Raw genomic sequence first — 22576 nt, 5'->3', positions numbered from 1 at the left:
TTACCTCAAAATTATACCATAACGAATTATTTTTTTCTTGTCAAAAGTGATCCTGCCAGTAAAAAAGTTGGCAGTGCAGACATACCGATGATCAGCAGCCAATCAATTGGTGCGATCGCCACCGTTTTGAAAATCGGCTGAAGCGGCGGATAATAAATGACCACAAACATCAGTAAAAGTGATGACAAAACCGCACCGATTAAGTAGAGATTCCCGAATGGATTGCGTTCAAAGATGGATCGTTCACTGCGGCAGTCAAATACATGAATGAGTTGCGCCAACACAAGCGTACTAAATGCAACAGTCTGTGCATATGGCAGGTTGTTTGGATCACGGTGATACACAAACATAAATGCTAAAAGGGTCGCAAGTCCAATGAGGAACCCTCTAGATACAACCTTCCAGCCGAGCCCTCTAGCAAAAATCCCCTCTTTCATATTCCTCGGCTTCCTTTTCATGACATCGCCTTCTGGCTTATCCATACCAAGCGCCATCGCCGGGAGACCATCTGTGACGAGATTGACCCATAAAATTTGAATAGGAACGAGAGGAAGCGGAAGCGCTAGAAGCATCGCAAACAGCATAACCAAAATTTCTCCCACATTTGATGCGAGCAAATAGCGAACAAACTTACGAATGTTTTCATAAATATTTCGGCCTTCTTTAATGGCCGATTTAATGGTCGCAAAGTTGTCATCAAGTAAAATAAGAGAGGACGCTTCCTTGGCTACGTCTGTTCCAGTGATGCCCATGGAGATACCGATATCTGCTTGCTTAATTGCAGGCGCATCATTGACCCCGTCACCTGTCATCGCTACAATATGTCCATTTTTTTGATAAGCCTTCACAATTCTCAGCTTATGCTCCGGTGATACCCGTGCAAAGACGTATACATTTTCAGCCGTTTGCTCAAGCTCTTTGTCACTCAGCTGATCCAGCGCTTTTCCGTCGAGCACCTTTCCTTGCTTTGGTAAAAGGCTCAAGTCTTTTGCGATCGCTTTGGCTGTTTCCACGTGATCCCCTGTAATCATGACTGTTTTTATGCCCGCATCCCTGCACTCTTTAATCGCTCGTCTCACTTCAGGACGAGGCGGGTCGATCATGCCCTCTAGTCCGATAAATGTTAAATCAGTTTCAGCCTGCTGGACAGTGGTGATTGTTTCGGTCAGACCAACTTTTTTATACGCAATGGCAATCGTTCTCAGCGCCTGTCTTGCTAAACCTTGAATCGCAGCCTCTGTTTCTTGCCTGTGAGTGGCTGAAAATGAAGCTGTGCGTCCGCCGTGCATGATATGGCTTGAACGGTTCATCAGGACATCCGGCGCACCTTTTGCAATGACGTACCGCTCTTTTTGATTCGTTTCGACGACGACTGACATCATCTTTCTTTCTGAATCAAAAGGAAACTCTTCTACCACGTGAAATCCTGCTTCGATGAATTGCTCTGTAAAACCCGCTTTACGTGCTGCGGTGAGAAGTGCACCCTCTGTCGGATCACCATCAAGCCTCATTTCGCCATCTTTTTCAACGATGGTCGATGTATTACAAAGCGCCCCATATAATAACACCTTTTGCAGGCTTGGATGTTTGTCTACATGGACAAGTTCTCCGTTCAAGGTGAAATCACCAGATGGCTCATAGCCCGTACCAGAAATATTCCACGTTTTGCCCTCTGCCCATACATGGGTCACAGTCATTTTATTTTGCGTCATGGTTCCTGTTTTATCTGAGCAAATGATCGACGCGCAGCCAAGAGTCTCCACCGCCGGGAGCTTTCTGACAATCGATTTTTGTTTGATCATCCGCTGCACTCCTAAGGAAAGTGCGACGGTGACAATCGCCGGCAGGCCTTCAGGAATGGCAGCAACCGCAAGTGATACTCCCGCCAGGAACATATGATACAAATCATGTCCTTGCACAACGCCAAGAACCACAACGAGCACCGTTAAAAATAAAGCAGCCACAATGAGGATTTTCCCCAGCTGTTCGAGACGTCTTTGCAGCGGTGTTTCCATATTCCCTGCAGCATCCAGCATGCCGGCAATTTGCCCCATCGCTGTATTCATTCCTGTACCAATGACAACGCCCACGCCGCTTCCTCTAGTGACAAGCGTCCCCATAAAGGCCATGTTCGTCAAATCTCCAAGCGAGACATGATTGCTAGAAAGCGGACTTGCGTGTTTGACTGCTGGGATGGATTCGCCAGTGAGAGCAGACTCCTCGATTTCCAGACTCTTTGTTTCTAGTAATCTAATATCTGCCCCAATCCGGTCTCCGCTTGAAAATTTCACAATATCCCCTGGCACGAGATGTTTAGATGGGATCTTGATCCATTCATGATTTCTCCTTGCATACACATGCGGGGTTGATAATTCCTTTAGAGCTTGAAGGGATTTTTCCGCCCGGCGTTCTTGATAAAAGCCGAGCACTCCATTAATCAGAACAATCAATACAATGGCTACCGCATCAATGTATTCGCCTAGAAAAGCAGAAATGATCGTTGCTGCAAGCAAGATTAACACCATAAAGTCTTTAAATTGCGCTAAAAAAATGATCAGAGCTGACGCCTTTTTCCCTTCCTGCAATTCGTTTGACCCGTGTTTTTCAAGCCGTTTTTGTACATCTTTTTCTGACAGTCCGTCACCTATCGATGTATTCATTGTTTTTAATAAATCGGTTTGGTTCAGTTCATGCCAATTCATTTGACCTCGTCCACTCCTCTTTTGTTCTCTCTCATATGCAGTGTTCTATAAGCCAGTTTATTCAGACTCGTCCTAAATCATGCTATAATAATAAGACTGCCTAAAGAACGAGAAATGGAAGGTTCTTTCAGTAGATTTGTGTGAAAGAAGAGGGTGTATCCAACATGTCATTTGACGGCATTTTTACATATGGTATGACAAATGAATTGCAAGAGACATTAACTGGCGGAAGAATTTCAAAAATTCATCAGCCATATAAGCACGAGCTGATTTTTCATATCCGGGCAAACGGAAAGAATCATAAGCTCCTTTTATCCGCCCATCCGAGCTACGCTAGAGTGCAGCTCACAGAGCAGCAATATGACAATCCAAGCGAACCTCCAATGTTTTGTATGCTCCTTAGAAAGCATCTTGAGGGCGGATTTATTGAGCGTTTTGAACAAATTGGATTTGACCGGGTGATCGTACTTCATGTACGAAGCCGCAATGAAATTGGCGACGAACAGACGCGAAAGCTCTACATTGAAATCATGGGAAGGCATAGTAATTTGATTCTTGTCGAAGATGATACGCAGCAGATCATCGATGGCTTGAAGCATCTTTCTCCATCTGTAAACAGCTATCGAACAGTGCTTCCTGGGCACGAATACCTTCTGCCGCCTGCGCAGCAAAAATTAAATCCGTTTGCAGTAACGAAGGACGATATTTTAAAGCATTTACGCTTTCAAGAAGGAATGATCACAAAGCAAATTGTCGATACATTCTCTGGGGTTTCTCCGCTGTTTGCAAAGGAAGCTGTTCACAGGGCCGGTCTTGCCAATCAGGAAACAATTCCAAATACATTGCTCGACATGTTCCAGCTGATTCGCATGCATTCCTTTACCCCGCAGCTGACAAGAAAAGATGGGAAGGAGTATTTCTATTTATTAGAACTACAGCATGTCCAAGGCGAGATGAAGACATTCGACTCTCTCAGCCAGCTGCTTGACCGCTTTTATTTCGGCAAAGCTGAAAGAGACAGAGTGAAACAACAAGCGTCTGACCTTGAACGGTTTGTCATAAATGAAAAAAAGAAAAATGAAAACAAGCTCAAAAAACTGAACAGAACCCTTGAAGAATCTCAAAATGCCCATAAATACCAGCTCTATGGCGAATTGCTAACAGCCAATTTATATGCCATCAAAAAAGGGGATAAAGAAGCGACTGTCATCAATTATTACGATGAAGATGGTGGAGAGATCACGATACCGCTCAAAACAAACAAAACCCCTTCTGAAAATGCGCAAGCATATTTCACAAAATATCAAAAGGCAAAAAATGCAGTGGAAGCGGTCAATGAACAAATTGAGCGGACGCATGAAGAGATTGCTTATTTTGATGAGTTGATTCAGCAGCTGTCCTCTGCCTCACCGAAGGATTTAGAGGAAATGAGAGAAGAGCTTGTTGAAGGGAAATATTTACGCGCCAAACAAAAGCGCAACGCCAAAAAGAAAAAAACGGCGGCCATTCAGCTTGAAACGTATGAATCGTCTCAAGGGATTCCGATATTAGTCGGAAAAAACAACAAACAAAACGAGTATTTAACCACAAAGGCGGCTGCCCGTGACGATATTTGGCTGCACACGAAAGATATTCCTGGATCACATGTCGTCATCCGTCATCAAACGCCTGACGAACAGACGCTGCTTGAAGCGGCTCAAATCGCTGCCTACTTCTCGAAGGCAAAGGAGTCGAGCTCCGTTCCTGTCGATTACACGAAAATCCGGCATGTGAAAAAACCAAAGGGAGCCAAGCCCGGATTTGTGACGTATGATCAACAGCAAACATTATTTGTCACACCTGACGAAGATGTGGTTCTAAAGCTGCGAAAATAATAAAAGCCGATAAAATCCTTTCAAGAGATTTTATCGGCTTTTTCTTTGTTGTTTTTTTCTTTCGATATAGAGAGCATCAAGTGCATCTACATCCTCTTGTTCAAGCAATGTCTCAATTTCCGCAGCCAGCTGTTTTGTCCGGGCTGGGCTTGCACCGCTTGTAGAGACTGAAATCGTCACTTTCCCTGCTTTGACCACCTTTGGCACGATCACATTGCCAAGCTCTGATTGGCTCACACAATTCACAAGCTGGTGAGGCCGTGCTGTTTGTGCAATCCATTCATTTACCACCGGATCATTTGTAGCAGCGACAATGAAAAATGCATCCTCTACATCTTGAGCTTCCACTTTCTTTTCTTTCCAATTCAGGTTGTATGTATCAATGAGACGTGCCATCTCTTTAGAAATATCAGGACTCACGATGGTGATATGGCAAGGCTCTATGCATAGCACCTCTGCCCTTCTTGCGGCTATTTTTCCACCGCCGGCGATGAGCACTTGTTGATTGGTTAAATCAAGATGGACTGGAAGCATGGCTTTCTCCTTGGAAATGAAACGCATCGTCTTTGTTTAAAATGGTTTCTTGCACGCGTTCAATATAAGCTGCTTTTACATGCGGATGAAAGCCAATATACCGGCATACCCGGACGTCTTTCAGCCTCTCTCTCGCCTGAGCCGCTTCGCTTTCAATCTCTTTCATTAAAATACCCGTAAACAACAAGTAAGGAACGAGATAAACAGGCGCATCATCATCTGCTGTTAATTGCGCAAGAACATCTCGATAATTTGGCTCACATGCCGTAATAAAACATGGCAAGACCTCAGCAAGAGGAAGCAGGTGCCGGACATCGTCCGCAATGCCAAACACATCTCGCTTCACATCTGGATCAGAGCTTCCGCGGCCAATTAAAAGAATCCGTGCTTTCCCGCCTTGATATCCTGCTTCTTCAATTCTTGCAGCAACTGCTTTTGTCACTTCTTGATTGACCCCAATTGGTTTCCCGTATGTGACCTTCACTTGCGGGTATCGTTTTTGAAGTTTCTCAATCTCAACTGGAATATCCGATTTAGCATGCATAGCAGTTAAAAGGAGGAGCGGGACGATCGCAATGTGTGTAGCTCCTTTTTTCACACAGGCTTCAAAGCCTTCCTCTATAGAAGGGGCTGTTAGTTCTAAAAAACAAATTTCTTGTATTTCGGCTTCTACTAACGGCATACAGCTTTTCATAAAAGAAATGGCTTTATCTTGTGCTTCTTTTACCCTGCTTCCATGCCCAACATAAAGTACAGCTTGTTTCATGTGACTCCTCCTTCTTACTTGTTTTGTTCAGACGAAAAGACACGATCAATGCACGTGTCTTTTCTCTAACATTCTCAATTCTCAATGAGAGCCGGTTCAAACCAGTTCAGCTTTTGGTGAAAATGAACGACATCTCCAACAACTATTAAGCTTGGATGCTCGATGCCTTCTTTTTCAACGGTTTCAGACAGTGTCGCCACAGTGCAGCAAGTCGTCTTTTGCCTCGTCGTGGTTCCCCAGTGTATAAACGCTGCTGGCGTTTCAGGATCACGTCCATTTTTTATAAGAAGCTGCTGCACTCTTTCTACGTTTTTGACGCCCATGTAAATCACAAGGGTATCAATCCCTGTAGCCAGTGCCTCCCACTTTTCTTCAAAATGCTCATCCTTTTGATAGTGACCCGTGACAAACGCAACATTTGAGCTGAATTCACGGTGCGTCACGGGAATGCCTGCATAAGCAGCTGCTGCAATACCAGAGGTAATCCCCGGGACAACTTCATATGGAATTCCGTGCTCAGCTAAACATTCGATTTCTTCACCGCCTCGGCCAAATACAAAGGGGTCGCCGCCTTTCAGACGGACGACAACATTCCCTTCCTTTGCATGGGTCACAAGGGCTTCATTGATGGCTTCCTGTCTCATCGTATGATGATTCGGGAGCTTGCCGCAATAGATTAATTCCGCCTCGGGTTTGGCGTGGGCGAGTATTTCTTGATTGACAAGACGATCATATAAAATGACATCTGCCTGCTGTATTGCCTTAAGGGCTTTTAATGTAATTAAGTCTGGATCCCCAGGTCCAGCCCCCACAATGTATACTTTCCCCATCGTGCTTTTCTCCCCCTGCCATCAGGCGATTATTTCGCTTTTCCCTTTACATAATCAACAAGACGCTGTTTGGACTCTTCACGCGATAATTCACCTGTATCTAGAACAAGCTCAGGTGCAGCTGGCTCTTCATACGGTGAATCAATCCCGGTAAAAAATGGAATTTCGCCATTTCTAGCTTTTTTATATAAACCTTTTGGGTCACGCTCTTCGCATACGTTCAGATCACATTTCACAAACACTTCGTGAAATTCTCCCGCTTCAACTAACTGTCTAACAATGCGGCGGTCTTCTTGAAATGGTGAAATAAAAGCCGTGATGACAATTGTTCCTTGCTCAACAAATAATTTCGCCACTTCTCCGATACGTCGGATGTTCTCTTTTCTGTCATCATCTGAAAACCCTAAATCTTTATTCAGACCATGCCGCACATTATCGCCATCAAGAACAGTGACTTGATAACCTTGTTCAAACAGCTCTCTAGCCGCTGCATTTGCGATTGTAGATTTACCTGATCCACTTAGACCTGTGAGCCAAATAATGCCGCTTTTATGATTGTTTTTTTGTTGATATTCTTTTTTTGTAATAGATGAATCATGCCACACGATATGTTCGTTGCTCATGTCATACCCTCCCATTAAGATACCGTCGTTTTTAATCCTTCGATTAATGTTTCAATGACTTCTTTTCGGCTGAACGTGCTTGGCGGTAATTCTCCGTTTCTCAGCATCGTTCGAACCTTTGTACCTGAAAGAATGACATGCTCGCTTTTATCGTGAGGACATGTTTTTGGTGTTGCCATTGCTTCACATGTATTACAGTAGAAGCTATGTTCAAATTTTAACGGGGTAATGCCAATTTCTTCGCTTGTAAATTGTTCAAATAACTCCTGCGCCTCGTATGTGCCGTAATAATCACCAACACCTGCATGATCTCTTCCCACAATAAAGTGAGTACAGCCGTAATTTTTACGAACAAGCGCGTGAAAGATTGCTTCCTTTGGTCCAGCATAACGCATTGCCGCAGGAAAAACACCTAAAAAGACGCGATCCTTAGGGTAATAACCGTTCAATAACACTTGATAGCTTTTCATTCTCACGTCTGCCGGAATATCGTCTGATTTTGTTTCACCGACAAGTGGATTTAAAAACAAACCATCGACGGTTTCAAGTGCTGTCTTTTGAATATATTCATGGGCACGGTGAACAGGGTTTCTCGTTTGGAAACCAACAATCGTTTTCCAGCCGTTCTCTTTAAAATGACGTCTTGTTTCTTCCGGCTCATACGTAAATTGAGGGAATGGTTTTTCGCTTCGTTTCGTCAGTGTAATTTTACCACCAATGTACGTATCACCGCGTTCAAATAATTTTTTCACGCCTGGATGATTGCGGTCATCAGTTTTATACACATTTACCGCTTCTTTTTCCTTATCTGGTGTGTATTGATCCTCTACTTCAATCACGCCATATACAGTTCCATTATACGATAGACGCACAATCTCGCCTCGATGGATTTCCGCTGCCTTTTCCTTTGTCACTGGCAGTGTAATAGGAAGAGACCAAACGACACCACTTGCTAGCCGCATACTGCTCACAACCGCTTCATAATCAGCTTTTGTTAAAAACCCTTCAATTGGACTATACCCGCCAATTGCTATGAGTTCAAGGTCTGCAAAAGAGATAGCATCTAGTTCAATTTCCTTTGCAGCCGTGCTGAGGTCATACTCTTCATTTACTCGATTAATTAATACGCCACCATGTGGTGTTAAACTCATTTGTTCATCTTCCTCTCAATGTTCATATTTATTAGATGTAAATAGTCGGATTTGTCGTTAAATCCCGCCGCCCTGTTCATGAATCGAGCTGCTTTCATTTTTGACTGCCTTCATCAGACTTAGCGCACCAAGTGAGGCAAGCAGTACACTCATCATGATAAAGATAGAGTAATAGTCCCCTTTTAAGAAAAGACTCACTAGCAAATACGATAGACTAAGTGATAAAAAGGGTGATACTACCCACACTTTCAGCATTTTTTTCACCACATGTTTATGAAAAATATTAGGTCCGCCTTTTGCCATGCCAAGCCCAATGATAGACGAGGAGGTGATTTGGGTAAGTGGAACTGGCAGCCCAAAAATAGAGCTGACGATGACAAGTCCAGCACCGGTACCGGAAAGCAATATCCCTTCGCCCGTTTGATAGCGGGTAATTTTCTTTCCGTTTGTTTCCAGTACTCTTCTACCAAGCAAGAGGGCTCCAATGGCGACGAAGATTCCGCCGTAAAGTGTTCCTTGCCCAACTGACAAAACGCCCGCGGCAACAAGTGGACCGACTGCATTTGCCACATTGTTCATACCTGCTGAAAATGCTTCTAAAAATCCACTAAGGATTAAAACAATGGATAAAATGACTGTTCCTTTTTTAGACAGCTTACGTTTAGGGAACATTCTGATGATTTTGACTACAACAAAGGTAAAAAGAAAGGCGACAAGCGGAATGATAACCCAAAATGCCACAATGACTAAAATGGATTTCACATACAATACTTTATATGCGACCGCGACACCAACTACAGCTCCTACTGTCACCTCACTCGTTGATAAAGGGATGGCCATCAGATTCGCTATAAAGAGTGATAATGCAGCAGAACCAATAATAATACAAACAATTTCAAGTGTAATGACGGATTCAGGCATAATTCCAGAGCTAATCGTTTTGACAACCTCACCACCGCCAATAACTGAACCTGCTAAAATCCCAACTGCACATACACTGAGTGCATAGATCGGCTTTCGAATCGCACCTGATCCGTACGCGATGCCCATCGAAGCTGCTGCACCACTCGCGCCAATGTTTAGAGCGAAAAATAAACTAAATAAAATTGCGGCAATTTCCATACACTATGCTCCCTTACTCATGTAATCCGCACTCAGTCTTAGCTGTGCCTGACCATCTGCCAGACCGCAGATCCTCGGCAGTAAATGCTGGCTGTGTACACGGGGCACACCCGATACTTGGATATCCCTGATCATGTAGCGGATTATAAGTAAGTTCCTCTCTAGATGCATATCTCCATATGTCCTTCCACGTCCAGTGGATAAGCGGACATACTTTCACTGATTTGAATTTTTCATCCTTATTTAAAAAGTTCGTCCCTGCTCGCTTAGGAGACTGCTCCCTCCTTAAGCCAGAAAGCCATGCCGGATAGCCAGATAGCGCTTCTTGCAAAGGAATGACCTTACGCATATGACAGCAGCTTTGAGGATCTGTTTTCCATAGTTGATCACCATGCTGCTCGTTTTGCTCCTCAACCGTCAGCTCAGGGGTTTTCAGCACAATATCTAAACCCGGGTATCTTTCCTTTACCGCATCAATTGTGTCGTACGTTTCCTTAAAATGCAGACCTGTATCTAAAAAGACAATTCTTGCATCCTTTTTTACTTTCGCAATCAAATCAATGAGGACGATGCCTTCAATACCAAAACTGCATGCATAAACGAGCTGATCACCATAATGACCGTATGCCCATTTCAGCACAGATAAGGCCCCTTTATACAAATCATCTTCTTGAAATGTAATGGACGGCTCTTGCCAATTTTCATAAGTTAACATTGTTTCTCCCCTTCCGGAGTATCACTACTCTCCGCACTACGTCAACTGAATTTTTTCTGTCTTCTTCCACTTGGATCACTTGACCGTCCTGAACAATCAGTGTAACTAAACTGAATTCATATCCCCAATCAGTTTCTGCATAGGCTTCAATTAAGTCTTCATCCTGCTTTTGCTTCACTTCCCCCTCACCGTTAAAATAAAAAAACTTCCTTTCATTCCGAAAGAAAGATGAGGAAGCTCACGATTTCCTTATCTTTCAAAATAGAATCATTTTGCAGGAAGTAGCACCTTGCAAATTGCAGGTTGCCGGGCTTCATCGGGCCAGTCCCTCCACCTCTCTGGATAAGTTTTTTAATTTGTCTTAAATATTAACACAATTCAAACAAAAGTCAACCCGACTTTATTGATAGGATTAGTTTTTATTTAAATTTGAGTCTATTTTACTATTTTTAACCAAATAAAAAAGCTGTGCGGGTATGCGCAGCTTCATATTGTATTCAGCGTGATAGAAAACCTTTGCAGTCCTGACAAAGAATGCGAGGGTTTGTCTACACGAAGCTATTTAGACGATTTCTTCCATCCAAGATTCAGAGGAAGGATCTTGTCTCCAGCGTTTCAATTTATTCATAGCAGAAGGCTCAATCGCTTTCAGCTCAAGTGCCACGTCTGTCAGGGTGTCATAGTTTGTTAGGGTGACATATGGAATGTTTTTCTCTTGGAATGCTGCCGCAGCTTTTGGCAGTCCGTATGTGAAGATCGCGGCAACGCCTAGTACGTCACAGCCCGCTTCTTGAAGAGCAGCGACCACTTCAAGCACACTGCCTCCTGTTGAAATCAGGTCTTCTACGACGACCACCTTTTGGCCTTTTGATACGGCACCTTCAATTTGATTTCCTTTTCCATGTGCTTTTGGCTTACTTCTGACATAACACATCGGGACGTTTAGACGATCTGCTGCTAATGCCGCATGCGGGATGCCTGCTGTTGCAGTACCAGCAATCACCTCCGCTCCCTCAAAATGAGTGAGAATCAACTCTTTAAGACCTTCAGCAATGTCGTGTCTAACTTCTGGATAGGACAAGGTGAGACGGTTGTCACAATAGATCGGTGATTTGATACCGCTTGCCCATGTAAACGGTTCGTCTGGTTTCAATGAGACCGCTTTGATTTGTAATAGGTGTTTAGCAATTTTTGTTTTCATCTGGCAGTCACTCCCACTCTTTCAAAATTTGATGATAGGCTTCCAATGGTTTTTTAGCTTTTGTGATTGACCTTCCGACAACAATTTGTGAAACACCTTGCTCTTTTGCATAAGCAGGGGTTGCCACACGCTTTTGATCATCGGTTTGATCATTTAGTAAACGAATCCCTGGCGTAACAGTGAGGAAGTCAGGTGAGATGTGCTCATGAAGAGCTTTGGATTCATGAACAGAGCAAACAACACCGTCTAGTCCACTTTCATGTGCCAATTGACCGTACCGGATGACAGTCTCTTGCAGCGGACGGTCTATGAGTAATTCGCTTCTCATCATGTCTTCAGATGTACTCGTCAGCTGAGTCACTGCAATAATGCCCGGACGTTTTTGCCCAGCAGGCGTTCCGTTTTCAAGCCCTTCTAACGCAGCTTGCATCATCTGTTTCCCGCCAGCAGCATGTACATTGACTAGATCAACGCCAAGTGCGGCAAGCCGGTTCATTGCTTTTTGCACCGTTGTTGGAATGTCATGTAATTTGAGGTCGAGGAAAATGTGGCAATTTTTTTCTTTAAGTGCGTCAAGGATGGCAGGTCCTTCTTGGTAAAACAGCTCCATGCCGACCTTCACAAATAATGGTGTCCCTTCAAAGGGTTCTAAAAAGGCAAGCGCCTCCTGCCCTGATGGAAAATCAAGCGCGATGATGGGCAAGTGCTTCATATTTCCAGCTCCTTCCGATACATTCCTCTACAGATGAATACCCATAGGCTGCTAATACATTTGGCAGTTCTTCTATGATTTCTGGGCAAATAAATGGGTTTACAAAATTGGCTGTGCCAACAGCTACTGCACTCGCACCTGCTAGTAAAAATTCAAGTACATCTTCAGCATTTTGCACTCCGCCCATTCCGATAATCGGGATAGAAACCGCTTGACTGACCTCATGTACCATGCGCACAGCGACAGGTTTGACCGCAGGGCCTGATAATCCGCCTGTTTTATTGGCAAGAATCGGTTTCCCTGTTTTTAAATCTAAACGCATACCGATTAACGTGTTAATCATCGTGAGTCCATCCGCTCCAGCATATTCAATCGCTTGAGCAATCTCCACAATATTAGCTACGTTAGGAGACAGTTTGACATAGACAGGAACGGAGGACACGTCCTTCACCGCTTTTGTCAATGCTGCTGCCATTTGAGGATCTGTACCAAAGGCAATTCCGCCTGTTTTGACATTTGGACACGAGATATTCAGTTCAAGGGCATGGACATTTTTTGCTTGGCTGATCTGCTTCGCTACTTCAACATAATCATCGACCTGTGAGCCAGCGACGTTTGCAATAATAGGCGTATCAAACTGCTCAAGCCAAGGCAATTCATTTTCCAGCACTCCTTTTAGGCCAGGATTTTGAAGACCGATGGCATTGAGCATCCCGGCACCTGTCTCCGCTACCCTTGGTGTCGGGTTGCCAAATCTCGGTTCTAAGGTTGTGGCTTTGATCATGATACCGCCAAGCACGGATAAATCATATAATGAAGCAAATTCTCTCCCGAATCCAAAGCAGCCTGATGCAGGGATAATCGGATTCTTTAAAGATAAGCCGGGTAACTCAACGTTTAGCATGACAACGCCACCTCCTCTGCTTTAAATACAGGTCCGTCCAGACAGACTTTGACGTAAGCTTTTTCGTGCTGATCGGTATGACAGACACATGCAAAGCAAGCACCAATTCCGCAGCCCATTCGTTCTTCCATTGAAATGTAGACAGGCTTATCGGGGTAAGAGTCTTTTAGTGCTTTTAACATAGGGGTCGGCCCGCAGGAAAGCATGACATCAAAGCTCAAATCATTCTCTTCAATGACACTTGTCACGAAGCCCTTTGCGCCGTATGTCCCATCAACTGTTGCGATAAATGTATCTCCGAGTGCTTGGAATTTCTCCTCGTAAAATACATCCTTTTTCGATTGAAAGCCAAGGACATGCTTGACGATGACGCCTTTTTTCGTTAAACGTTTGGACAGCTCATATAAAGGCGGTACTCCAATTCCACCACCGACTAGTAACGCTGTCTGACCTGGCTGAACAACTGAAGGATCGTACCCGTTGCCAAGCGGCCCTAAGACATCGATGGATTCCCCATCCCGCCTTTGGGAAAGAAGCTTTGTGCCCTCTCCCTCTGCGCGATAGATGATGGTTGCTTCTTGCTTCTCGGCATGAATATTGGCAATACTGATCGGTCTTCTCAGCAGCGGTGTCATGGACTCGCTGACCTTGATATGAAGAAATTGTCCAGCCGTTTGAAAGGAGTCCACAAGGTCACCTTTTAATGTCATTTCGTAAATATGATCAGCGATCTCTCGATTTGAGACGACCGTCAAGTATGCTTTTTTCATATCGTTACTGTCACCTCAGCATTCGTTTTCACTTCTGGCATTTCGTCCGCTCTAAATGTCATGCTTTCTAGTACTCTTAAAATCGCTTCTGCTGTATCTAGCGACGTTAAGCAAGCTACGCCATTTTCAACAGCTTCACGTCTGATTCTAAAGCCGTCTCTTGCCGGCTGTTTTCCTTTTGTCAGAGTGTTGATGACAAATTGGGCTTCCCCGTTTCGTATGACATCGAGAAGGTTTTTGCCTTCTTCTCCTATTTTGCCGACAACACTTGATGGGATGGAGGCTTGTTTTAAGTAATTCGCTGTTCCTTCTGTCGCTAAAATATGGTAGCCGATTGAATGGAATCTTCTCGCAATCTCCAGTCCTTCTTCTTTATCCTTGTCAGCAACTGTCAGAAGAACTGTCCCGTCTTTAGGAATTTGAATGCCTGATGCAATTAATCCTTTGTAGAGAGCTTTTTCGATTGTGACATCTTTCCCCATGACTTCACCTGTCGATTTCATTTCAGGTCCGAGTGTAATATCCACTCTTCTTAGTTTTGCAAAAGAGAAGACTGGAACTTTGACGTACACCCCTTCTTGTTCTGTGTGAAGTCCTTCCTCGTAGCCATAGTTTTTGAGTTTTTCTCCTAAAATGACTTTTGTCGCCAGGTTTGCCATCGGGATGCCTGTGATTTTACTTAAGAAAGGAACTGTCCGGCTTGAACGCGGATTCACTTCAAGTACGAACACTTCACCTTTTGAGAGAACAAATTGAATGTTTAGCAGCCCAATAATGTTGAGCCCTTTTGCAAGCTTGATCGTGTATTCTGCGATCTTCGCTTTGATCTCTTCAGACAATGTTTGCGGCGGGTAAACCGCAATCGAGTCACCAGAGTGAACCCCAGCTCTTTCAATGTGTTCCATAATGCCAGGGATCACGACAGTTTCGCCATCAGACACGGCATCTACTTCGATTTCTTTTCCTGTCAAATACTTGTCAATTAAGACTGGGTGCTGCGGATTGACTTTCACTGCATTCTCCATGTAATGAAGAAGCTCGGCTTCTTGATAAACGATTTCCATTGCACGACCGCCTAATACATAGGAAGGGCGGACAAGGACTGGGTAGCCGATCTGATTGGCAATCGCTACAGCTTCCGGCACAGACGTAGCTGTTTTCCCTTTAGGTTGCGGCACGCCGAGTGCTTCTAATGTTTGTTCAAACTTGTCCCTGTTTTCGGCTCGGTCTAGGTCTTCAAGAGATGTGCCGAGAATCTTCACCCCTCTATTTGATAATTCATCTGCTAGGTTGATCGCTGTTTGTCCGCCGAACTGGACAACGACTCCTTCAGGTTGCTCTAGATCGATGATGTGCATCACATCTTCTACAGTGAGTGGTTCAAAGTAGAGCTTGTCCGAAATACTAAAGTCTGTTGAGACCGTTTCAGGGTTGTTGTTAATAATGATCGCTTCATACCCTGCTTGTTTAATTGCCCACACAGAATGAACGGTCGCATAATCAAATTCTACTCCTTGACCGATTCTGATAGGACCTGAGCCTAATACGATGACGCTTTTCTTGTCTGTACGTTCTGATTCATTTTCATCTTCATATGTGCTGTAGAAATATGGCGTCTCGGATTCAAATTCAGCCGCACAAGTATCTACCATTTTGTAAACAGGTACGATGCTTGCTTCTTGTCTTAGCGTATAGACATCCGCTTCATTCATATTCCACTCGCGGCTAATATAGATGTCTGAGAAGCCTTTTTCTTTCGCTTCTTTTAATACGTCTGTATTGCCTTTGTTTTCTTTTAATGTCTTTTCAAAAGCGATGATGCCTTCCAGTTTATGAAGGAAGAAGTAATCAATTTTTGAGAACTCATGTATTTGTTCAACCGTATAGCCTCTTCTAAGTGCCTCAGCGATATAGAATAATCGTTCGTCTCCCGCCTTGATAATCCGCTTTTCAAGCACTTCGTTTGTGATATCTGCTTCATCTTTTAATTCAATGTGGTGCACATCCGCTTCAAGTGAACGAACAGCCTTTAGAAGAGACTCTTCTAATGTACGGCCGATCGCCATCACTTCACCCGTTGCTTTCATTTGCGTACCAAGACGTCTGTTGGCCGATTCGAATTTATCAAACGGCCAGCGCGGAATTTTAGACACAATATAGTCGAGTGCCGGTTCGAAGGCGGCATAGGTTTTACCTGTGACTGGGTTCATCATTTCATCAAGCGTTAAACCGACAGCAATTTTCGCTGCAAGTTTGGCAATTGGATAACCAGTTGCTTTCGACGCAAGTGCAGAAGAGCGACTCACGCGCGGATTTACTTCGATGATATAGTATTGAAAGCTGTCTGGGTCAATTGCCAGCTGTACGTTACATCCGCCTTCAATCCCAAGTGCCCGGATCAGCTTGAGCGACACATTGCGAAGCAGCTGATATTCACGGTCACTTAACGTTTGGCTTGGCGCCACAACGATACTGTCTCCTGTGTGGATACCGACTGGATCAAAGTTTTCCATGTTACAAACAACGATCGCATGATCACCGCTATCACGCATGACTTCATATTCAATTTCTTTAAAGCCTGCAATACTTTTTTCAAGTAAGCATTGTGTGACTGGGCTTAGCTTCAAACCGTTTTCGACGATTTCCTTCAGCTCTTGCTCGTTTGTACAAATTCCGCCGCCTGTTCCGCCTAATGTATAAGCTGGTCTTACAATGACAGGGAAACCGATTTGATTCGTAAACGCCATCGCTTCTTCTAGGTTATGGATGATTTCACTTTCTGGTACAGGCTCATTTAGTTCATTCATCAAATTACGGAATAGATCTCTGTCCTCTGCTTTTTGAATAGCTGAAAGTTTTGTTCCTAATACTTCAACACCACATTCAGCTAATACGCCAAGGTCTGATAATTCAACAGCAAGGTTAAGTCCAGTTTGTCCGCCAAGTGTTGGCAAGATCGCATCAGGACGTTCTTTTCGAATGATTCGTGTTAAGAATTCTGGTGTCAGTGGTTCGATGTATACCTTATCGGCCATTTCTGTATCTGTCATGATGGTCGCTGGATTGGAATTCACAAGAACGACTTCATAGCCTTCTTCTTTTAGTGCTAAGCAAGCCTGTGTGCCTGCATAGTCAAACTCCGCTGCCTGACCAATGATGATTGGACCTGAACCGATAACTAAAATCTTTTTGATGTCTACGCGTTTTGGCATACTTCTTCCCCTTCTTTCTCAGTTGTATGAATCATGTCCATGAACTGGTCGAATAAGTAGTTCGCATCTTCTGGACCTGGTGATGCTTCTGGGTGGTACTGGACAGTGAATGCTGGTGCTTCTTTATGTTTTAAGCCTTCAATTGTATTGTCGTTTAGTGCGATGTGTGTGACTTCGAGCACGTCCTCGTTAATGGCACTAACTGTGTAGCCGTGGTTTTGAGATGTCAGTGTGACCTTGCCGGTTGCTAGTTCTTTCACTGGGTGATTCGATCCTCTGTGACCGAATTTCATTTTTTCAGTACTTGCGCCGCATGCAAGCGCGAATAATTGATGTCCAAGGCAAATGCCAAAGAGTGGAACTTTTCCAATCAATTGCTGAATCATCTCGACTGCTTCTGGTACATCCACAGGATCCCCAGGGCCGTTTGAAAGCATGATTCCATCAGGCTTTAACTGCAGTACTTCATCTGCCGTGATATTATACGGCACCACAATGACATCGCAGTCCCGTTTATTGAGCTCGCGCAAAATGCCGTGCTTCATGCCGAAATCGACAAGGACAATTCTTTTTCCTCTCCCTGGGCTTGGATACGCATTTTTCACAGAAACTTGACTCACTTGATCTGTTGGCTGCTGCATTGTTTGAAGGCGGCGGACCACGTCTTCTACTTCTTCATCCGGTCCTGCAAATGCCCCTCTTAATGTGCCTGCACTTCGAATCATTCTCGTCAGCTTTCGTGTATCGATTCCGCTAAGCCCTGGAATGTTTTTCATTTTCAAATACTCATCAAGCGAGTATGAAGAGCGCCAGTTTGAGGGCTTTTCACAAAGCTCCTTCACAATCAGCCCTTTGACAAATGGTGTGATCGATTCAAAATCATCACGGTTAATCCCATAGTTGCCGATAAGCGGGTAAGTGAGTGTGACAATTTGTCCGCAGTATGATGGATCAGACAAAATTTCTTGATAGCCTGTCATCCCTGTATTAAAGACGACTTCTCCGACTGACGATTCTAAGCTGCCAAAGCCTGTTCCTTCGAATACTGTTCCGTTTTCTAGCACTAAGCGTCTCTTCATTTTACTAGTCTCCCCTCTTCATACACGACTTTCCCAGATGCAAGTGTCATGACCGGCCATCCTGATACAGTCAATTTGTCAAACGGTGTATTTTGTCCTTTTGATAAGAAGCTCTTTTTATCGATTGCCATTTCTTTGTTTAGATCAATGAGTGTAATATCAGCTGTTTGTCCTTCTTCCAGCTTTCCATAAGGAAGGGAGAAGGCTTCTGCTGGCTTGATCGTCATATAATCAACGAGTTCTTTTAATGTCCATTCGCCTGTTTTGACAAATCGCGTGTAAAGAAGCGGGAACGCTGTTTCAAGCCCGACTATTCCAAAAGGTGCGCGCTGCATCGTTTCGTTCTTTTCTTCTTCTGTATGCGGTGCATGGTCTGTTGCGATGAAATCAATCGTTCCATCTAACAGTCCCTCGATTAGTGCCTCGCGATCCTCTTTTCCTCTAAGAGGTGGGTTCATTTTATAGTTCGTATCAAGCCCTGGGATGTCTGCATCACATAGGAGCAGGTGATGCGGTGACACCTCTGCCGTCACACGGATGCCTGCTTTTTTTGCATCGCGAACGACTCGCACAGATTCTTTCGTACTGATATGACATACATGATAATGACAGTTCGCTGCTTCTGCTAAAAGAACATCTCTTGCAATATGCACCGATTCACAAATGGACGGTATTCCGTTTAATTCATTCGCTTTTGAAAATTCTCCTTCATGAACGCATCCTCCGTAAATGAGCGAGTTATCCTCACAGTGCGCGACAATGGCTTGATCAAGACTTGCTGCCTTTTTCATCGCTTCGTACATCATTCCTGCTGTTTGGATGCCAACCCCGTCATCTGTGAAAGCGAAGGCGCCTGCTTCTTTTAGTGCTGCAAAGTCTGTCATCTCTTCCCCAATTTGTCTAGTTGTGATGGAGGCGTATGGCAGTACTCTGACAGAAGAGGTCTCTTCGATTCGATTCATGAGCCATTCCATTTGCTCTTTTGTATCTGGAACTGGGCGTGTATTCGGCATCGCTGCAATCGTCGTATAGCCGCCTCTTGCTGCTGCTTTAGAGCCTGTTTCAATCGTTTCCTTCTTCTCTCCGCCTGGCTCTCTTAAATGTACATGCAGATCAATTAAGCCTGGTGAAACAAATAGCCCTTTAGCATCAATGACCTCTTCTCCGTCTTCTCTTTCTAAGTGACCAATCGCTTGAATCACTTTTCCTTCTACCCTAATATCCTGCTGCACTTTTTCACCTGTGCTTGTTAAGATAAAACCGTTTTTAATGAGATACGACATAGACAGAATCTCTCCCTTTTTGATGTAGTCTGCTATTTTGAAAAGCTCTTTTTAATACCGCCATTCGGACATAAACGCCATTTTCCATTTGCTTGAAAATTCGTGACTGCTTTGATTCCACTAAAGAATCATCTATCTCCACACCTCTGTTTACTGGTGCTGGATGCATGATAATGGCTCGTTCTTTCATGTTGTTTGCCCTGTTTACTGTTAATCCATAAGTCGATAAGTATTCTTCATTACCCATTTTTTTAGCGTGCCGTTCATGCTGGATTCTAAGCAGCATCACCACATCAGATTGTCTAATGGCTTCGTCTACTTGGACATACGTTCCGTGAGGATTTTGCTCATCTTGGAAGGAAGCAGGTCCTGAGAAAAGGACTGTCGCTCCGAGCCTTGAGAGTACTTCCGCATTCGACCTTGCCACCCTGCTGTGCTTGATGTCTCCATGAATCGAAATCGTTAAGCCCTCAAAGCCGCCAAACTCTTCATAGATGGTCATTAGGTCAAGCAGTGATTGGGTCGGGTGCTGCCCGCAGCCATCTCCAGCATTGATGATAGGAATCCCAACCTTCCCGATCAGTTCGTTGTAATATTCATCGGTGCTGTCTCTGATCACACAAGCTTTCACGCCGATGGATTCGAGCGTTTTTACCGTATCGTAAAGAGTTTCGCCTTTTTGAACAGAGGTGCTTGCCGCATCTAAGCTTAGTACATTCATCCCCAGCTTCTTTTCGGCGACTTCGAAGCTAAATCGTGTTCTTGTGCTTGGTTCAAAAAAGAGATTTGCTACAAATTCTCCCGCTAAACCAAGCTCTTGCTTCCCCTTTTTGAGAGCCGTTGCTTCTTCAATCAGCTGTAAAATCTCTTCTTTAGATAAGCTGCTCATTGTCGATAGATCATTCATTTTTTCTTCCCCCTCTAGTTTTTCATCACTTTCAGGTTCAAAAAAACCCTAAGCCTCGGCAGCTTAGGGTTCTCCAAAAGAAGCAGCGGCACGTTCGTGCATTCTGCTCATTTTAGAACCCTTGTCAGCCTCACTGGACTTCTTTTAAAAGGTTTTCTGTATTCGATTCATTTGACTCGTCATCCTCCGCTTTTTGCTGCGGCAGGATCAGGTTCAACAGGACACCCGTGATGGCAGCAAGTGCCATTCCAGATAGTGTGAGGTTGATTTGTTTCACCTCAATGAATGCCCCTCCAATTCCGATGACTAAGATGACTGATGCGATAATGAGATTACGCTTTTCTTCAAAATTCACTTTATGATCAATCAGGATTCTCAGACCGCTTGAGGCAATGATTCCAAAGAGCAGGAATGAAACGCCTCCCATGACCGCGGACGGCACTGTACTGATTAATGCTGAGATTTTTCCGACAAAGCCGAAGCAGATTGCAAATACTGCTGCTCCGCCGATGACGAAGATACTGAACACTCTTGTGATGGCAAGGACGCCGATATTCTCTCCATACGTTGTTGTCGGCGGTCCGCCAATGAGTGAAGCGAAAATTGTCGCCGCACTGTCTCCTAAAATGGAGCGGTGAAGACCAGGTTTTTTAATGAAATCTTGCCCTACAACTTTACTTAACACCACTTGGTGGCCGATGTGCTCAGACATTGTCACAAAGGCAACCGGCACCATTACGGTGAGAATGCTTAAAGTCACAGCTGGTGTGTAGTCCACAAATGGTACAACGAAGTCTGGTACAGCAAACCATTTTGCATCAATGACCGGCTGGAAGTTCACAATGCCTTGTGATAAGGCAAAGAGATAGCCGCTGATAATGCCGATTAATACTGGGATCAAGCTAAGAAATCCTCTTAGGAAAATCATGCTGATAATCGTGACAGCCAGTGTGAAGCCGGCGACCATTAGGTGCTTCAGGCTGTAAACAAGCTCGGTTGCATTCGGATCAGCATACATCGCCATGTTGACAGCTGTTCCAGCGAGTCCGAGTCCGATGACCATAATGACCGGCCCTACGACGACCGGCGGTAGAAGTTTCATCAGCCAGCCTGTACCGAGCCATTTAATAAATAGTGCAATGAGTGCATAAGCGACACCCGCCATGAAGGCACCCACCATGGCGGCTCCAGGGCCGCCTGTTGCTTTGACATTCAGTATGGGGGCGATAAAGGCAAAGGACGATCCAAGATACGCTGGAATTTGGCCTCTTGTGATGATTAAGTAAACTATGGTTCCAACACCACTTGAGATGAGCGCGACCGCTGGACTCATATCGATGATTTTTGGTACTAGAATGGTTGCACCAAACATGGCAAACAAATGCTGAAGGCTAAGTGACAGCCATGTGAACGGTTTTGGGATATCTCGAATGCCTAAATTGGCTTTTTGCTGACTCATGATTTTCCTCCTAGATGTGTCCTTTTTCATTAAAAAAGCCTCTTTGAGAGTATGCGCAAAGAGGCCTAGAAAAACCGTACACGTCATGTTTGCCGTGCTCGGTATCTCTGTTATTGCCCTCTTTGCAAACTCTCTGGAATGCATTTAAAAAGGTTATTTTTCATATATAGCGACAAGGTCGTTTTGATCTACTTCATTCAGTTGAACCATAACTGTCTCTGCTTTTGATGTCGGAATGTTCTTCCCGATATAATCCGCTCGAATCGGTAGCTCCCGGTGTCCCCGGTCGACGAGAACAGCAAGCTGAATGGAAGATGGTCTTCCTACATCCACAAGGGCATCCATGGCTGCTCTGACGGTTCTGCCTGTAAACAGGACATCGTCAACGACAATCAGTGTTTTGTCATTAATGTCAGCTGGAATGTCTGCACCCTTCACAAGCGGGTCTTGGTTCTCTGTCTTTTTTGTCAGGTCATCACGGTATAGCGTAATATCAAGTTCACCCACTATGACTGGATTTCCTTCAATTTGCTCGATGCGCTCTGCAAGGCGCTTTGCAAGATGAATACCTCTAGTCTTGATCCCCGCAAGGATGACATCTTTCATCCCTTTGTTGCGCTCAATCATTTCATGTGCAATTCGGGTAAGCGCTCGTCTGATCGCTTGTTCATCAAGAATGACTGCTTTTTGTTCCATCTTTTACACCTCTTTTTGACAAATAAAAAGCCCCTT

The 22576-nt window shown here is 44.3% G+C and carries 20 protein-coding genes and 1 riboswitch; of the genes, 1 reads left to right on the top strand and 19 read right to left on the bottom strand.

The window, feature by feature from the left end:
* Positions 1-26: 26 nt before the first annotated feature.
* Positions 27-2702 (bottom strand): calcium-translocating P-type ATPase, SERCA-type, encoded by a 2676-nt coding sequence (locus MHH54_RS07645; RefSeq protein ID WP_268493068.1) that lies wholly within the window; start codon positions 2700-2702, stop codon positions 27-29.
* Positions 2703-2866: 164 nt separating this feature from the next.
* Between MHH54_RS07645 and MHH54_RS07640 the strand changes: the two genes are divergently transcribed.
* The gene (locus tag MHH54_RS07640) at positions 2867-4576 is read left to right on the top strand and encodes an NFACT RNA binding domain-containing protein (protein ID WP_342500837.1); all 1710 of its coding nucleotides are present in this window, start codon (positions 2867-2869) and stop codon (positions 4574-4576) included.
* Positions 4577-4606: 30 nt separating this feature from the next.
* Here the strand turns inward: MHH54_RS07640 and MHH54_RS07635 are convergent, their stop codons facing one another.
* The 18 genes from MHH54_RS07635 to pyrR all read right to left on the bottom strand — a co-directional run bounded on the left by MHH54_RS07635 (position 4607) and on the right by pyrR (position 22540).
* Positions 4607-5110: an NAD(P)-dependent oxidoreductase gene (locus MHH54_RS07635; RefSeq protein WP_003211818.1), complete on the bottom strand. Its 504-nt coding sequence runs from the start codon at positions 5108-5110 to the stop codon at positions 4607-4609.
* Positions 5091-5876 (bottom strand): sirohydrochlorin chelatase, encoded by a 786-nt coding sequence (locus MHH54_RS07630; protein ID WP_342500836.1) that lies wholly within the window; start codon positions 5874-5876, stop codon positions 5091-5093. Before MHH54_RS07630 ends, MHH54_RS07635 begins: the two co-directional genes overlap by 20 nt.
* Before the next feature lie 74 nt (positions 5877-5950).
* A complete protein-coding gene (cobA, locus tag MHH54_RS07625; RefSeq protein WP_106032936.1) occupies positions 5951-6706 on the bottom strand; it encodes a uroporphyrinogen-III C-methyltransferase in 756 nt (251 codons plus the stop codon).
* Positions 6707-6735: 29 nt separating this feature from the next.
* The gene (gene cysC / locus MHH54_RS07620; RefSeq protein WP_003212173.1) at positions 6736-7329 is read right to left on the bottom strand and encodes an adenylyl-sulfate kinase; all 594 of its coding nucleotides are present in this window, start codon (positions 7327-7329) and stop codon (positions 6736-6738) included.
* A gap of 14 nt (positions 7330-7343) precedes the next feature.
* Positions 7344-8480, bottom strand: coding sequence for a sulfate adenylyltransferase (sat, locus tag MHH54_RS07615; RefSeq protein ID WP_050945075.1), 1137 nt, complete (start codon positions 8478-8480; stop codon positions 7344-7346).
* 57 nt (positions 8481-8537) lie between these two features.
* Positions 8538-9602, bottom strand: a complete 1065-nt coding sequence (locus tag MHH54_RS07610) for an inorganic phosphate transporter (protein WP_003211192.1) — start codon at positions 9600-9602, stop codon at positions 8538-8540.
* A gap of 13 nt (positions 9603-9615) precedes the next feature.
* A complete protein-coding gene (locus MHH54_RS07605) occupies positions 9616-10317 on the bottom strand; it encodes a phosphoadenylyl-sulfate reductase (protein ID WP_003211029.1) in 702 nt (233 codons plus the stop codon).
* Entirely contained in the window at positions 10304-10495 is a 192-nt protein-coding gene (locus MHH54_RS07600) for a DUF2292 domain-containing protein (protein ID WP_003211143.1), read from the bottom strand. The genes MHH54_RS07605 and MHH54_RS07600 overlap by 14 nt, the downstream gene beginning before the upstream one ends.
* A 68-nt stretch (positions 10496-10563) precedes the next feature.
* Positions 10564-10666, bottom strand: a riboswitch (SAM riboswitch).
* 213 nt (positions 10667-10879) lie between these two features.
* A complete protein-coding gene (gene pyrE / locus MHH54_RS07595; protein WP_106028970.1) occupies positions 10880-11518 on the bottom strand; it encodes an orotate phosphoribosyltransferase in 639 nt (212 codons plus the stop codon).
* Between the two features lie 7 nt (positions 11519-11525).
* Positions 11526-12230, bottom strand: a complete 705-nt coding sequence (pyrF, locus tag MHH54_RS07590; RefSeq protein WP_342500835.1) for an orotidine-5'-phosphate decarboxylase — start codon at positions 12228-12230, stop codon at positions 11526-11528.
* On the bottom strand, positions 12202-13134 hold the full coding sequence (locus MHH54_RS07585; protein ID WP_106028972.1) for a dihydroorotate dehydrogenase: 933 nt from the start codon (positions 13132-13134) through the stop codon (positions 12202-12204). The genes pyrF and MHH54_RS07585 overlap by 29 nt, the downstream gene beginning before the upstream one ends.
* Positions 13128-13904, bottom strand: coding sequence for a dihydroorotate dehydrogenase electron transfer subunit (locus MHH54_RS07580; protein WP_003211895.1), 777 nt, complete (start codon positions 13902-13904; stop codon positions 13128-13130). The genes MHH54_RS07585 and MHH54_RS07580 overlap by 7 nt, the downstream gene beginning before the upstream one ends.
* Positions 13901-17116: a carbamoyl-phosphate synthase (glutamine-hydrolyzing) large subunit gene (gene carB / locus MHH54_RS07575; protein ID WP_106033179.1), complete on the bottom strand. Its 3216-nt coding sequence runs from the start codon at positions 17114-17116 to the stop codon at positions 13901-13903. The genes MHH54_RS07580 and carB overlap by 4 nt, the downstream gene beginning before the upstream one ends.
* Positions 17101-18195, bottom strand: coding sequence for a carbamoyl phosphate synthase small subunit (locus MHH54_RS07570; RefSeq protein ID WP_003211459.1), 1095 nt, complete (start codon positions 18193-18195; stop codon positions 17101-17103). The genes carB and MHH54_RS07570 overlap by 16 nt, the downstream gene beginning before the upstream one ends.
* The gene (locus MHH54_RS07565) at positions 18192-19478 is read right to left on the bottom strand and encodes a dihydroorotase (protein WP_106035795.1); all 1287 of its coding nucleotides are present in this window, start codon (positions 19476-19478) and stop codon (positions 18192-18194) included. The genes MHH54_RS07570 and MHH54_RS07565 overlap by 4 nt, the downstream gene beginning before the upstream one ends.
* Positions 19462-20385, bottom strand: a complete 924-nt coding sequence (locus tag MHH54_RS07560) for an aspartate carbamoyltransferase catalytic subunit (RefSeq protein ID WP_034620039.1) — start codon at positions 20383-20385, stop codon at positions 19462-19464. Before MHH54_RS07560 ends, MHH54_RS07565 begins: the two co-directional genes overlap by 17 nt.
* 130 nt (positions 20386-20515) lie before the next feature.
* Positions 20516-21844: a solute carrier family 23 protein gene (locus tag MHH54_RS07555; protein WP_050945084.1), complete on the bottom strand. Its 1329-nt coding sequence runs from the start codon at positions 21842-21844 to the stop codon at positions 20516-20518.
* A gap of 153 nt (positions 21845-21997) precedes the next feature.
* Positions 21998-22540: a bifunctional pyr operon transcriptional regulator/uracil phosphoribosyltransferase PyrR gene (pyrR, locus tag MHH54_RS07550; protein ID WP_003211705.1), complete on the bottom strand. Its 543-nt coding sequence runs from the start codon at positions 22538-22540 to the stop codon at positions 21998-22000.
* Between the last annotated feature and the right edge of the window lie 36 nt (positions 22541-22576).

The sequence above is a fragment of the Bacillus sp. FSL K6-4563 genome (assembly GCF_038630405.1).
GTDB lineage: Bacteria > Bacillota > Bacilli > Bacillales > Bacillaceae > Bacillus > Bacillus pumilus.
Note: the sequence above shows the minus strand (reverse complement) of the source record. Positions and strands in the feature narration are given on the sequence as shown.